The sequence below is a fragment of the Zobellia nedashkovskayae genome (assembly GCF_015330125.1).
GTDB classification, from domain to species: Bacteria; Bacteroidota; Bacteroidia; order Flavobacteriales; family Flavobacteriaceae; genus Zobellia; species Zobellia nedashkovskayae.
On sequence record NZ_JADDXR010000002.1, the window covers coordinates 2,441,035 to 2,455,252 of the forward strand.

Genomic DNA, 14,218 nt, shown 5'->3' on the forward strand with positions numbered 1-14,218 from the left:
ATAAGACATGAAAAAAGGTTTGTTGAACATATTAAAAGGTAGGTTTTTGGTGAGCGATGATGCTCCTAAGAACTGGCTGTTCATCATTTTCACTTCTTTTCTTGCAACTATAATGATTGGTAGCTCACACAGTGCAGACAAAAAGGTGCATCAAATAGCTGCATTGAACGAAGAGGTAAAAGAACTACGTAATGAGTTTGTGGATGCACGTTCAGATGTGCAGCAGTTAAAACTGGAGTCTACTGTTATGAATATAGTTTCAGAAAAAGGGTTGTTTCCTTCGCAGGTGCCACCCAAGCAAATAAGAGTTAAGTCTAATAAGATAGAAGAGTAGTGGCTGTAACGGAAAAAAGCATATTAACCCGGGTGTACGTCGTAACGGCGTTTATGTTCCTGTTCGCTATCGCGGTACTGTTTAAATTGGTGAATATCCAGTTTGCACAAGGCGATAAGTACAAGGCCTTAGCTATGGAGCGAACCGAGAAAATGTTCACTATAGCTCCGAACCGTGGTAATCTGTATTCTGATGATGGAAGCCTTTTGGCAACATCAGTATCTCGTTATACCATCCGTTTTGATGCAGTTACGGTAAGTGATGAGGATTTTAGACAGAATATTGTGCCTTTATCCAATGCACTTTCAAAAATGTTAGGCAAGCCGTCTTCTCATTATCAGAAGTTATTGAGAAAGGCTAAAGTGAATAAAAACAGATACGCGCTTATCGCTAGAAATCTGGACTACTCTGAGTATATAACCGTAAAGGATTTTCCTTTATTCAATAAGGGCCCATACAAAGGCGGGTTAATCATTGATCAGAAAACCGTAAGAGAACACCCGTTAGGTAAAATTGCCGAACGTAGTGTTGGTTACGAGAATGTAGATGATGAAGGGTATTACTCCGGTGTTGGCTTGGAAAGAGCATATGGAGAATATTTAAGAGGAGTTCAAGGAAAAAGATTAAAGCAGAAAATTGCCAAAGGCCAGTGGAAGCCAATTGGGTGGGAGAATATTGTTGAGCCTAAAGACGGATATGATTTGGTGTCTACCATTGATATTAATATTCAGGATATCGCCCACCATGCTTTGCTAGGGCAATTAGAGCATTATAAGGCCGATCACGGTTGTGTTATTGTAATGGAAACAGAAACCGGAGAGGTGAAAGCTATTTCTAATTTGGGTAGAACGGAAGCTGGTAAATATTACGAGCGATTGAATTACGCAGTAGGTGAATCTAGTGAGCCAGGATCTACGTTTAAATTAATGTCGCTTGTTGCTGCTCTTGAGGATAAGGTAATTGATACCAGTACGGTAATCGATACGGAAAAGGGTAGGTGGAAAATCTATGACAGAATCGTAAAAGATTCTAAGTGGGGTGGTTATGGAAAAATATCTGTTGGTCATGCTTTTGAAGTTTCTTCAAACACTGCTTTTGCAAAAATGATTCACAACAATTACAAGAACGACCCTGAAAAATACGTCAACCGTTTAATGAGTATGAATCTTAATAAAAAGCTTGATTTACCTATTAAAGGCGAAGGTGAGCCTGTTATTAGATTTCCTGGTGATAAGGGGTGGTCAGGTATTTCTTTAGCGTGGATGTCTCATGGGTATGAGGTTTCTATGACACCTTTACAGGTATTGACCTTTTATAATGCTATTGCCAATGATGGTGAGATGGTAAAGCCAAGGTTGATTAAAGAAGTGAAGGAATGGGATCAGACCATTAGAAAGTTCGATAAGGAAGTTATTAATGAAGCGGTTTGTTCAAAAGAAACAGCAGCTAAGGTTCAGAAGCTTTTGAAAAACGTAGTCGAAAAAGAATACGGTACAGGTCACGGTTTGTATTCGCCTAATTTTTCTATGGCGGGCAAAACGGGTACGGCGCAAAAGAACTATGTGTCTAAAGATCCAGATAAACTAAAATACATATCATCTTTTGCAGGCTATTTTCCTGCTGAAAACCCAAAGTACTCTTGTATTGTAGTAATTCATGAGCCAGATAAGAGTGTAGGTTATTATGGAGCAGATGTTTCTGGTCCTGTGTTTAAATCTGTAGCTCAAAAAGTGTATGCCACTTCACCATTAGTAGATGAGGTAGATATGGAGAAGATGAAAGATGAACGGTTGGATAAATCGTATCAAAGATATTATGCCGAAGCTCAAAAGAACTATAAAGAAGTTCCTAATGTAAAGGGTATGAGCGGTATGGATGCTATTTCAATTCTTGAGAATCTTGGTATAGAGGTAGAAGTAAGAGGTAATGGAAAAGTAAAAAGACAATCCGTCTCTCAAGGAGAGAATATAAAGAATACTAAGAAAATTACACTAGAGCTATCGTGAAGTTGTTAAAAGACATATTGTTTGGGGCAAGCCTGACCGATGTAATCGGTTCTACCAATGTATTGGTGGATAACATCTGTTTTGATTCTAGAAAGGTCAAGATGGATGATGTTTTTGTGGCTATTAAAGGCACATTGACCGATGGCCATTTATATATAGCTAAAGCAATTGATCTTGGTGCAAAAGCTATTGTCTGCGAGGAATTACCTGATCAGACGGTTGAAGGGGTTACTTATGTAGAAGTAAAGGATGGCAACACGGCATTGGCTATGATGGCGTCTAATTTTTACGGCAATCCTTCTAAAAACTTAAAACTGGTTGGTGTTACGGGCACCAATGGTAAGACCACCATTTCTAGTCTGTTGTACCAGTTGTTTAAAAAGGCAGGGTATAAAGTGGGTCTTTTATCTACTATTAAAATAATGGTAGATGAAGAAGTGTATGCTACAAGCCACACCACTCCGGATGCATTGACGATTAACGAGCATTTGCATCTCATGAATGAGGCTGGTGTAGAGTTTTGTTTCATGGAAGTTAGTTCTCATGGTATTCATCAAAAAAGGACACAAGGGTTGGTTTTTGAAGGGGCAATTTTCACGAACCTTTCTCATGACCATTTGGATTATCATAAAACGTTTGCCGAGTATAGAGATACCAAGAAGATTCTTTTTGATCAATTGCCGAAAAATGCTTTTGCTATTTCAAATATTGATGATAAGAACGGGGCTATTATGCTTCAGAATACAAAGGCAAAGAAATATACGTACGCTCTTAGAACTTATGCTGATTATAGAGCACAGGTTTTGGAGAGTCAGTTTGACGGGACGTTGTTAAAAATAAACGACCACGAATTGTGGTCAAGGCTAATTGGGCATTTTAATGCTTATAACATGTTAGCCATTTTTGCTACAGCGGATTTGTTGGGAATGGAAACCTTGGAAACATTAAGGTTGCTCAGCGAGCTTGAAAATGTAGACGGTCGCTTCCAATATTTTATATCGGGTAAAAAGATTACTGCCATAGTCGACTATGCCCATACGCCGGACGCGTTAAAAAATGTGCTGGAAACAATCAGTACTTTGAGAACTGGAAATGAAAACGTCATCACCGTTGTGGGGTGTGGTGGCGATAGAGACAGATCAAAGCGTCCGGTAATGGGTCATATCGCTTCAGAAATGAGCAACCAGGCCATTTTTACTTCGGATAACCCTAGAAGCGAATCGCCATCTTCCATAATTGAAGCCATGGAAGAAGGTGTGGAGCCACAGAACGTAAAGAAAATCCTATCCATAGAAAATAGGGAACAGGCTATAAAAACAGCATGCCAATTGGCCAATGCTGAAGATATCATACTCATTGCCGGTAAAGGCCATGAGACGTATCAAGAAACCAACGGAAAACGAATTCACTTTGACGATTTTGAAATGGTCAAAGAGATTTTGAAGAGTTTGGATAAATAACAAGACCAAATATATAAAAGACCAGAAGCTTAAAAGATGCTATACTACCTATTCGAATATTTAGAGAAACAATACCAGTTGCCAGGGGCGAGCTTATTTCAGTTCACCACCTTTAGGGCTGCTATGGCTATTCTTACTTCGCTAATTATCGCTACGGTATACGGTAAACGGGTTATTCTTTTTCTTCAGAAGAAACAAATAGGAGAAAGTGTAAGAGATCTTGGTTTAGAAGGGCAAAAGCAAAAGGCGGGTACACCAACTATGGGTGGGCTCATCATAATTATGTCAACCCTAATTCCGGTGTTGTTGTTTGCTAAACTGGATAACATATATATCATCTTATTAATTGTCACTACACTTTGGATGGGTTTTATTGGTTTTACTGATGATTACATTAAAGTATTCAAAAAAGACAAAGACGGGCTTAAAGGTAGGTTTAAAGTTTTAGGTCAAGTAGTGTTGGGTCTTGGGGTAGGAGCAACATTGTATTTTCATCCTGGGGTAACCATGAGAGAAGATTCTAGTACAATGATTACAGAGCAACTACAGGTTCGTGATGTTATGGGGCTAGAGATTAAATCAGTAAAAACTACAGTTCCTTTCTTCAAGAATAATGAATTGGATTATAGTGATTTCATTAGTTGGGCAGGAGAAAGTGCTAAAGATTACGCTTGGTTAATATTCATTCCTATAGTAATACTAATTGTTACTGCAGTTTCTAACGGAGCCAATCTTACTGATGGTATTGATGGCTTGGCAGCAGGTACATCTGCAATCATTGTTTTTACGCTCGGCATTTTTGCATGGGTGTCAGGTAACGTCATATTTTCAAATTATCTAGATATCATGTTCATACCTAATTCAGGTGAGCTGGTAGTCTTTATTACAGCATTTGTGGGTGCATTGATTGGTTTTCTTTGGTACAACGCTTTCCCTGCGCAGGTTTTTATGGGTGATACGGGTAGTTTAACTATTGGAGGAATCATTGCCGTCATCGCGATAATAATTAGAAAAGAATTATTGATTCCCATTTTATGTGGAATCTTCTTTGCCGAGTCACTATCGGTTATGATACAGGTAGGTTATTTCAAGTATACCAAAAAGAAATTTGGAGAAGGAAGACGGGTGTTTTTAATGTCTCCCATTCATCATCATTACCAAGTTAAGGGTTATCACGAAAGCAAGATCGTAACACGGTTTTGGATTGTGGGTATTCTATTAGCCATTATTACCGTAGTCACTTTGAAAGTAAGATAAGATGAAGAGGCTAGTAATTTTAGGAGGAGGCGAAAGTGGAGTAGGCACCGCAATCTTGGGTAAGAAAGAAGGGTACGAAGTTTTTGTATCTGATAGAGGAAAAATTAAAGAGAAATATAGAAACGTTCTTGAACATTTTGATATTGATTGGGAAGCTGAAAAGCACACGGAAGCAAAGATTCTGAATGCCGATTTGGTTATGAAGAGTCCAGGTATACCAGATACGGTTCCGTTGGTAAAGGCATTGCACGAAAAGGTAATACCTGTTATTTCTGAAATTGAGTTTGCATCAAAATATACAGATGCTACTTTAATCGGTATAACAGGAAGTAATGGAAAGACCACCACGACTATGTTGGCTAATCACCTTTTAAAAGAAGGCGGTCTTCATGTGGGTATGGCAGGTAACATTGGTGATAGTTACGCTAAAATGGTAGCAGAAAACAATTTTGATTTCTACGTATTAGAAATCAGCAGTTTTCAGTTGGATGGTATTATAGATTTTAAACCGCATATCGCTATTCTAACAAATATTACTCCGGACCATTTGGACCGGTACGATTACAAATTTGAAAATTATGTCGCTTCAAAATTCCGCATTGCGGAGAACCAGACCGAAGAAGACTATTTAATATACGACGCAGACGATCCTGTAATTATTGCATGGCTTCAAAAGCACCCCGTTAAATCAAAACTGCTCCCTTTTTCCATTAAGCGAGAAATGGAACAAGGCGCATATTTACAGAACAACACTATTATACTGAACACAAATAACGAGACATTGAAAATGACAAAAGAGACATTAGCACTAGAAGGGAAACACAATTTAAAAAATAGTATGGCAGCAATGACTGCGGCAAAGTTAGTAGGCATTAGAAAAGCATCAATCCGTGAGAGTATTGCTAATTTCCAAGGAGCGCCCCACCGTCTTGAAAATGTATTAAAAATACACCATGTACAGTATATAAACGATTCTAAGGCAACTAACGTGAACTCTGTATTCTATGCGTTGGATAGTGTTAAAACACCTGTTGTATGGATTGTTGGTGGGCAAGATAAAGGAAATGATTACAAAGAATTGATGCCGTTAGTACGCGAAAAAGTAAAAGCCATAGTTTGCTTGGGCTTGGATAACGAGAAGATTAAAGATGCCTTTGGCAATGTAGTTGATCTTATGGTAGAGACTTTTGCTATGGAAGAAGCTGTAAAAGTAGCTTACAAAATTGCTGAACGTGGAGATACCGTTTTGTTATCACCAGCATGTGCCAGTTTTGATTTGTTTCAGAACTATGAAGACCGTGGAGATCAGTTTAAAGCAGCAGTAAAATCATTATAAATAAGAGTAAGCAGTGAACGCATTTTTTGAAAATATCAAAGGGGATAGAGCTATTTGGGCCATTGCGGCCCTCTTGGGTTTATTTTCGTTTCTGCCGGTATATAGTGCTAGTAGTAATCTAGTCTATGTAGTGGGGAACGGAACTACTTTTGGGTATTTGGTAAAACATGCATTGCTCTTGTCTCTAGGTTTTGGAATTATTTACGGAATACACCGTATTCCTTCACATTTCTTTAAAGGATTATCACTAATTGCCATGCCTTTAGTTTTGGTTTTATTAGTGTTTACATTAGCTCAAGGAACAACAATAGGTGGTGCTAATGCCAGTAGGTGGATCAGTGTGCCCATAGTTGGTATTTCGTTTCAGACATCTAACCTAGCTGCGGTGGTGCTAATGATATATGTGGCTCGTTACCTTAGTAAAGTTCGTCATAAGGAAGTCACATTTAAAGAAAGTATTTTGCCTTTGTGGATTCCTGTTTTGCTAACGGTAGCCCTCATTTTACCGGCAAACTTTTCAACGGCGGCTATCATCTTTTCTATGGTAATTTTGTTGTGTTTTCTAGGAGGGTATCCCATTAAATATTTATTAGGAATAATTGGAGCAAGTGTACTGAGTCTTGCGTTTTTTATACTAACGGCCAAAGCTATTCCAGGGTTGTTTCCCAACCGTGTAGATACATGGATAAGTAGAGTAGAAAATTTTGCGGATTCAGAAGATACGGAAGCCGACTATCAAATTGAACGTGCCAAGATTGCTATTGCTACCGGGGGTATTGTTGGTAAGGGTGCTGGTAAAAGTGTTCAGAAGAACTTTTTACCACAGAGTTCATCAGATTTTATTTATGCCATTATCGTTGAAGAGTATGGTCTGGTTGGCGGTTTTGCACTCATGTTTTTTTATATGTTCTTACTGTTTCGTATAGTGGTAGTGGCCAATAGTAGTACTTATATTTTTGGAAAGCTCGTGGTGCTTGGTGTAGGACTTCCTATAGTTTTTCAGGCTTTAATAAATATGGCCGTGGCGGTAGAGCTTTTTCCTGTTACTGGGCAAACGTTACCATTAATAAGTAGTGGTGGTACCAGTAGTTGGATGACCTGTTTGGCCATTGGTATTATTTTGAGTGTGAGCAATAAAAATTTAAGTGTGGAAAAATCATCCGCAGATATAGATGAAACGAATCCTTTAGAAGTACTAAGTGGGCAATTATAAATTTATACTCTCCGGTGGTGGAACAGGTGGGCATATTTACCCAGCAATCGCTATTGCGAACGAATTGAAAAGAAGACATCCTGATGCGCAATTTTTATTTGTAGGCGCTCAAGATAGAATGGAGATGGAAAAAGTGCCTCAAGCAGGTTACGAAATCGAAGGATTATGGATTAGTGGGTTACAAAGGAAACTGACCCTTAAAAATTTAATGTTTCCTTTTAAAGTGATAAGTAGTTTGATAAAGGCTGGTAAAATAGTGCGAAGATTTAAACCTGATGCCGTGATTGGTACAGGTGGCTTTGCTAGTGGTCCTATGTTAAGGGTTGCCGCTGGTAAAGGAGTGCCTTGCGTATTGCAAGAGCAGAATTCGTATGCCGGTATTACCAATAAATTATTGAAAGATAAAGTGGCTAAGATTTGTGTGGCCTATGATGAGATGGAACGATTTTTTCCAAAGGATAAAATTGTGAAGACCGGAAATCCCGTTCGTGGAGATTTGGTGGAAATGTCTGCGGATAAAAGTGAAGCGTTGGATTTCTTTGGATTGAATACTGGAGTGCCTACACTTTTAATTTTAGGTGGTAGCCTTGGGGCAAGAAGAATCAATCAGTTGGTGGCTCAGAACCTTGAATTTTTCAAGAAAAACGGAGTGCAATTAATATGGCAGTGCGGTAAGCTTTACATAGAGGAGTATGCTAAATATAACTCAGATACGGTTAAAGTGCTAGATTTTATGAACCGTATGGATTACGCCTATGCCGCTTCAGATATGATAATATCACGTGCAGGTGCAGGTTCGGTTTCGGAGTTGTGTATTGTGGGTAAGCCGGTAATATTCGTGCCTTCGCCTAATGTGTCCGAGGATCATCAGACAAAAAATGCGCGTGCGCTTGTAAATGAGAATGCAGCCGTATTGTTGAGAGAAAGTGAGCTGGATGAGAAGTTTGAAAACGTGTTTTCTGAACTTTTTCAAGATAAAGTAGAGCAAAAGAATTTGGGAGATAACATTAAGAAATTAGCGTTACCCAATGCAACAAAAGATATTGTTGACGAAATAGAAAAATTAATTGGGAATGCCACCAGTAAATAAAGGCATGAGAATTTGTAGAAATGGACTTAAAACGCATACATAACGTATATTTTATTGGCATCGGAGGTATAGGTATGTCTGCTCTGGCACGTTATTTTAAGTTCATAGGTAAGCATGTTGCTGGTTACGATAAAACGCAAACACCACTTACAGAAGAGCTTTCTGGCCTAGGTATGGCTATTCATTATCAAGATGATATTACTGCAGTTGCTGACGGTTTCAAGAATAAAGAAAACACGCTTATAGTATATACGCCTGCAGTTTCTGTAGAGCATGAGGAGTATCAATACTTCTTGGCCCATGGTTTTGAAATTAAAAAACGTTCCGAAGTTTTGGGACTCATTACCAAAGACAGCTTTTGTTTAGCGGTTGCCGGTACGCACGGTAAAACAACTACCACAAGTATTTTGGCGCATTTGCTAAAAGAAACCGGAGTAAATTTCACTGGGTTTTTAGGAGGGATATCAGAAGATTTCAACAGCAATTTTGTTTTTGAAGGCACTGATTATTCTGTAGTAGAGGCCGATGAGTTTGATAGGTCTTTCTTGAGGTTGTTCCCTAATGTGGCCTGTATTACTTCTATGGATGCAGACCATTTAGATATCTACGGTAGCTCAGAAGAATTGCAAAAATCGTTTATCGAATTTACCAATAGAGTAGCGCCAGATGGAGCGCTTTTTGTGCGCAAGGGTTTGCCTCTAGAGGGAATAACTTATGGTATTGATGATGATGCGGACTACTGTATCATTAATCTTAAAATAGAGAACGGCAGTTATATTTTTGATTTGGTAATGCCGGACGCAACGTTGATTGATGTAAAATTCAATAAGCCGGGAAGACATAATTTACTAAATGGACTGGTAGCTTTTGCTATGGCTTTGCACGCAGGTGTATCCGCAAATAAATTAGCGAATGCATTGGCAACTTTCAAAGGTGTTCAAAGACGGTTTTCATATAAAATAAAAACAGAAGATTTTATTTTTATAGACGATTATGCACATCATCCTACAGAAATAAATGCAGTTTATGATGCGGTAGCAGAAATGCACCCTAATAAAAAGACATTAGCAATTTTTCAGCCACATCTCTTTTCAAGAACTAGAGATTTCGCAGATGAATTTGCTAAAAGTCTTTCAAGATTTGACAGTGTATTGTTATTAGATATCTACCCAGCAAGAGAAAAACTGTTAGAAGGGATAACTTCGGAATGGTTGTTGGAGAAAATGAATAATACCAAAGTAAAAACAATTCAGAAATCCAAATTAATAAACGAGATAAAAGAGCAAAACCCACAAGTACTTATCACCATGGGTGCTGGAGACATAGGTTTAGAGGTAAGTAAGATCACAAAAGAATTGCAAAATGCACATTAATTATAACTACATAAAGCTTTTGGCCTTAATCGTTGTAATAACGGGGCTTTACGCATTTTCTAACCAAAGAAGTGCGGATAGAAGCGTAAAGGGAATTGCGATTGAATTTGTAGAAAATCAACATTTATTTATCACCGAAGGAGCGGTTAATAAATTGTTAATACAAAAATTCGGTAGCCTGGAAAACATGCCTAAAGAAAAATTAGCTTTGAATACCATCGAGAAGGCCATTGAGGCCAACAAAATGGTAAAAAGTGCCCAAGTTTTTCTTACAGTAAGCGGTGAATTAGCGTCGAAAATCATTCAGCGTACACCAATCGGACGTGTAGAAGGGGATTCAAAATTTTATCTTGACGAGGATGGAAAGCAAATGCCATTGTCAAATAGCTACTCAGCACGTGTACCCATGATCACAGGTCGCACAACAGATGAAGGCTTAGCAGATGTCTATAAAATTTTGAATTATATCAATACGGACGAGTTTCTTAAGAAGAACATCATTGGGTTGCATATCGTAAATGAAGAGAAGTATCAACTTCGTTTTCGAACCGAAGAGTTTGTTGTCAATTTGGGAGATGTAGAAAGGTTGAAAGAAAAGTTTAGCAATTTCAAGGCATTTTACGCCAAGGCAAATAAAGACAAAACTCTGCAGAACTATGATGTTGTTAATTTAGAGTTTGACAATCAAGTAGTATGCACCAAAAATTAAGTTATGGAAGTAGGTAATTATTCGGTAGGATTAGACATTGGAACAACCAAAATCGTAGCTATAATCGGTAAGAAAAACGAGTATGGTAAGATTGAGGTTTTGGGTATTGGTAAATCTAAAAGTTTAGGTGTACACCGTGGTGTTGTAAATAACATTACACAAACTATCCAATCCATACAACAGGCAGTAGAAGAAGCTGAAGTTAATTCAGGTTTGAAAATTGGATCTGTTGTTGTGGGTATTGCCGGGCAACATATAAGAAGTCTGCACCATAGCGATTATATCACTAGGGCAGATTCTGAAGAGGTTATCAATGAAGAGGATTTGGATAAGCTTTGTAACCAGGTTTATAAGTTGGTAATGCTTCCAGGTGAAGAAATCATTCACGTACTTCCACAAGAATATAAAGTGGACGGACAGGCAGAGATTAAAGAACCGATAGGTATGTACGGTGGCCGTCTTGAAGCCAATTTTCATGTGGTAGTAGGTCAGGTTTCCTCTATCAAAAATGTGGGGAGATGTATCAAAAGTGCCGGCCTGGATTTAGGTAATATTACATTGGAGCCTTTAGCTTCTTCTGATGCCGTTTTGAGCAAAGAAGAAAAAGAAGCAGGTGTAGCATTAATCGATATAGGAGGTGGTACAACGGATTTGGCCATTTTTAAAGATGGTATCATACGTCATACGGCCGTAATCCCTTTTGGTGGTGGTGTAATTACCGAAGACATCAAAGAAGGATGCTCTATCATCGAAAAGCAAGCAGAACTTTTAAAGGTAAGGTTCGGTTCCGCTTGGCCAGGTGAAAACAAGGATAATGAAATAGTTTCAATACCCGGTTTAAGAGGTAGGGAGCCAAAAGAGATTACCCTTAAAAACCTATCTAAAATAATTCATGCACGTGTTGTTGAAATCGTAGAGCAAGTTTATGCAGAGATCAAGAATTACGGCCATGATGAACAAAAAAAGAAACTAATTGCAGGTATAGTTCTTACAGGTGGTGGAAGCCAGTTGAAGCATTTAAAGCAATTAGTGGAATACATTACGGGTATGGATACACGTATTGGGTACCCTAATGAACATTTGGCAGGCGATTCAGATGCCGAAATCGCCAGTCCGCTATATGCTACCGCTGTTGGTCTTTTGATGAATGCAGTAGAGAGTGAGAAAAAAAGTAAAGCTGAAGTTAAAGAAGAGCTTGTAGACGATGGAGAACTTGTTATGGCAGGCCATGAAGAAGAAGAACATCAGCAATTAAATTCGGCAAAAGTTCAACAAGAACGCAAATCGGTATTTGACAAATGGTCTGAAAAGTTGAAAGACTTTTTAGATAACGCCGAGTAAAAAACGACACACACATTAACCAGTAATAAAACACACTATGAGCAACAACACGGAATTTGATGGGATATCTTTCGATCTTCCAAAGAATCAAAGCAATGTAATTAAAGTAATTGGCGTAGGAGGCGGTGGTAGTAACGCAATTAACCACATGTTTCAGTCAGGCATCAATGGCGTAGATTTTGTAATCTGTAATACAGATTCGCAAGCCTTGAACAATAGTTCTGTGCCTACAAAAATACAATTGGGTGTTTCATTAACAGAAGGTTTGGGTGCTGGTGCCAACCCTGAGGTAGGTGAACAGGCTGCTTTGGAAAGTATGGAGGAGATCAAAGAGATGTTGGCCACTACTACCAAGATGATTTTTATTACCGCTGGTATGGGTGGTGGTACCGGTACCGGTGCTGCTCCTGTTATTGCAAGACAAGCAAAAGAATTGGACGTGCTTACCGTGGGCATCGTTACCATGCCTTTTGAGTTTGAAGGTAAAATGCGTTGCGAACAAGCACGTATAGGTATTGAAAAATTGCGTGCCAATGTAGATTCATTGATTGTTATAAACAATAACAAGCTTCGTGAAGTATACGGTAACCTAGGCTTTAAAGCAGGTTTCTCTAAAGCAGATGAAGTATTATCTACTGCAGCTAGAGGTATAGCAGAAGTAATTACACATCACTATACTCAGAATATTGACCTTAGAGATGCCAAGACTGTACTTTCTAATAGCGGTACTGCTATTATGGGGTCTGCTCAGGCAACTGGTTCGGCAAGAGCTCATGAAGCCATTACAAAGGCTTTGGATTCTCCGTTGTTGAACGATAACAAAATTAGTGGTGCCAAAAACGTATTGTTACTTATCGTTTCTGGTTCACAAGAAATCACCATCGATGAGATTGGTGAGATCAACGACTATATTCAGGTTGAAGCAGGTCATGGTGCCAACATCATTATGGGTGTAGGTGAGGATGAAGATTTAGGCGAGTCTATAGCAGTAACTATTATTGCTACGGGTTTTGATGTAGATCAACAGGATGAGATTGTAAATACCGAAACAAAAAAAATTATCCACACGTTAGAAGATGAGCAACGAGCTCAGCATGATTTAACGGCTAGAAAGAATATCGTTCATCAATTACCTATCGAAAAAGTAAAGGAAGTAGCACCGGTAATTAAGCATACACTTGAAGAAGAAGATGTGCGAGAAGAGCCGGGCATGGATTTAATCGAAACAACTAGCTATATTAAGAATTTCAACGTTTTTTACGAAGAAGTTTTAGAAGAGGTTGCCGAAGTAAATACTTCTGAGGATGATTTTGTAATCGTAAATGCTCAAGATTCTATTAATGATATGGAGGTTGTTGACCCTATGACCGTATCTTATGATAAGTTGAAAGAAGAGCAGATTACCATGAGTTTTGATTTGCCTTTTGCTAAGAAAGAAGAAGTTGACGAAGAAGAGCAAGACAATGTAATAACATTTAGTCTTGATGAGGATGTAAAGGATATAGAGGTTGATAGTCATGTAGAAGTTATCCCAGTTCTAGAATATAACGAACAAGGTGAAAAACGCTATAGTTTGGATGATTATATGGAAATGGAGGATAAATTGAGCAATGCTAAGCCAGCTCCAAAACCTACTCCAGCTTCAAAACCGCAACCGGTTATTAGACGTGAGCCTACTATGGAAGTTAAGCCTGTTGAAGAGCAGGACGTAACTCCACAGAGCCATGCGGCAGTAGATCCTATGGATAGTCCAATTGATGAGCTATTAAGAGAAAGAGCTGACGAGAGAAGAAGAAAATTAAAGGATTTCAATTATAAGTTTCAGAACAGCGTAAGCAGTATTGACGAGATTGAAAAAGAGCCGGCATACAAGCGTCAAGGTATTGATTTAAGCGATGCAAGAAGAGAAGAAGGCAAGGTTTCTAGAACTACGCTAGGTGAGGATAGCAACGATGAAATTCGGTTGCGTTCTAACAATTCTTTTCTACATGATAACGTAGATTAAAGATTTTAGAGTAAACTTAACGAACTCAAGTTTAAACCCGAGAAAATTAATTTTTTTTCGGGTTTATTTTTTATCTTCGCAATCCTAAATAAAA

Annotated in this window: 11 protein-coding genes; all 11 read left to right on the forward strand. The window is 38.5% G+C overall.

Translation table 11 applies throughout. The features are described from left to right. Positions 1–7 precede the first annotated feature (7 nt). From IWB64_RS10215 to ftsZ, 11 genes are read left to right on the forward strand one after another with little or no spacing between them, the layout of a single operon-like run. Complete coding sequence (locus IWB64_RS10215) at positions 8–334, forward strand: FtsL-like putative cell division protein (RefSeq protein WP_194533907.1); 327 nt, start codon at positions 8–10, stop codon at positions 332–334. Then, a complete protein-coding gene (locus IWB64_RS10220) occupies positions 334–2,340 on the forward strand; it encodes a penicillin-binding protein (RefSeq protein ID WP_194533908.1) in 2,007 nt (668 codons plus the stop codon). Before IWB64_RS10215 ends, IWB64_RS10220 begins: the two co-directional genes overlap by 1 nt. Further along, positions 2,337–3,800, forward strand: coding sequence for a UDP-N-acetylmuramoyl-L-alanyl-D-glutamate--2,6-diaminopimelate ligase (locus IWB64_RS10225; RefSeq protein WP_194533909.1), 1,464 nt, complete (start codon positions 2,337–2,339; stop codon positions 3,798–3,800). The genes IWB64_RS10220 and IWB64_RS10225 overlap by 4 nt, the downstream gene beginning before the upstream one ends. Positions 3,801–3,836: 36 nt before the next feature. Next, positions 3,837–5,057, forward strand: a complete 1,221-nt coding sequence (mraY, locus tag IWB64_RS10230; protein WP_194533910.1) for a phospho-N-acetylmuramoyl-pentapeptide-transferase — start codon at positions 3,837–3,839, stop codon at positions 5,055–5,057. A 1-nt stretch (position 5,058) separates the two neighbouring features. Next, on the forward strand, positions 5,059–6,393 hold the full coding sequence (gene murD, locus IWB64_RS10235; protein WP_194533911.1) for a UDP-N-acetylmuramoyl-L-alanine--D-glutamate ligase: 1,335 nt from the start codon (positions 5,059–5,061) through the stop codon (positions 6,391–6,393). Between the two features lie 13 nt (positions 6,394–6,406). Beyond that, positions 6,407–7,606, forward strand: a complete 1,200-nt coding sequence (locus IWB64_RS10240; protein WP_194533912.1) for an FtsW/RodA/SpoVE family cell cycle protein — start codon at positions 6,407–6,409, stop codon at positions 7,604–7,606. Next, a complete protein-coding gene (murG, locus tag IWB64_RS10245) occupies positions 7,593–8,696 on the forward strand; it encodes an undecaprenyldiphospho-muramoylpentapeptide beta-N-acetylglucosaminyltransferase (RefSeq protein ID WP_194533913.1) in 1,104 nt (367 codons plus the stop codon). The genes IWB64_RS10240 and murG overlap by 14 nt, the downstream gene beginning before the upstream one ends. 20 nt (positions 8,697–8,716) lie before the next feature. Further along, entirely contained in the window at positions 8,717–10,069 is a 1,353-nt protein-coding gene (murC, locus tag IWB64_RS10250; RefSeq protein WP_194533914.1) for a UDP-N-acetylmuramate--L-alanine ligase, read from the forward strand. Beyond that, positions 10,059–10,778 carry a cell division protein FtsQ/DivIB gene (locus IWB64_RS10255; protein WP_194533915.1) on the forward strand — a complete coding sequence of 240 codons (720 nt, stop codon included), beginning with the start codon at positions 10,059–10,061 and terminating at the stop codon, positions 10,776–10,778. Before murC ends, IWB64_RS10255 begins: the two co-directional genes overlap by 11 nt. 3 nt (positions 10,779–10,781) lie before the next feature. Further along, on the forward strand, positions 10,782–12,119 hold the full coding sequence (gene ftsA / locus IWB64_RS10260; RefSeq protein WP_194533916.1) for a cell division protein FtsA: 1,338 nt from the start codon (positions 10,782–10,784) through the stop codon (positions 12,117–12,119). Between the two features lie 37 nt (positions 12,120–12,156). Beyond that, positions 12,157–14,124, forward strand: a complete 1,968-nt coding sequence (gene ftsZ, locus IWB64_RS10265) for a cell division protein FtsZ (RefSeq protein WP_194533917.1) — start codon at positions 12,157–12,159, stop codon at positions 14,122–14,124. Positions 14,125–14,218: the final 94 nt, after the last annotated feature.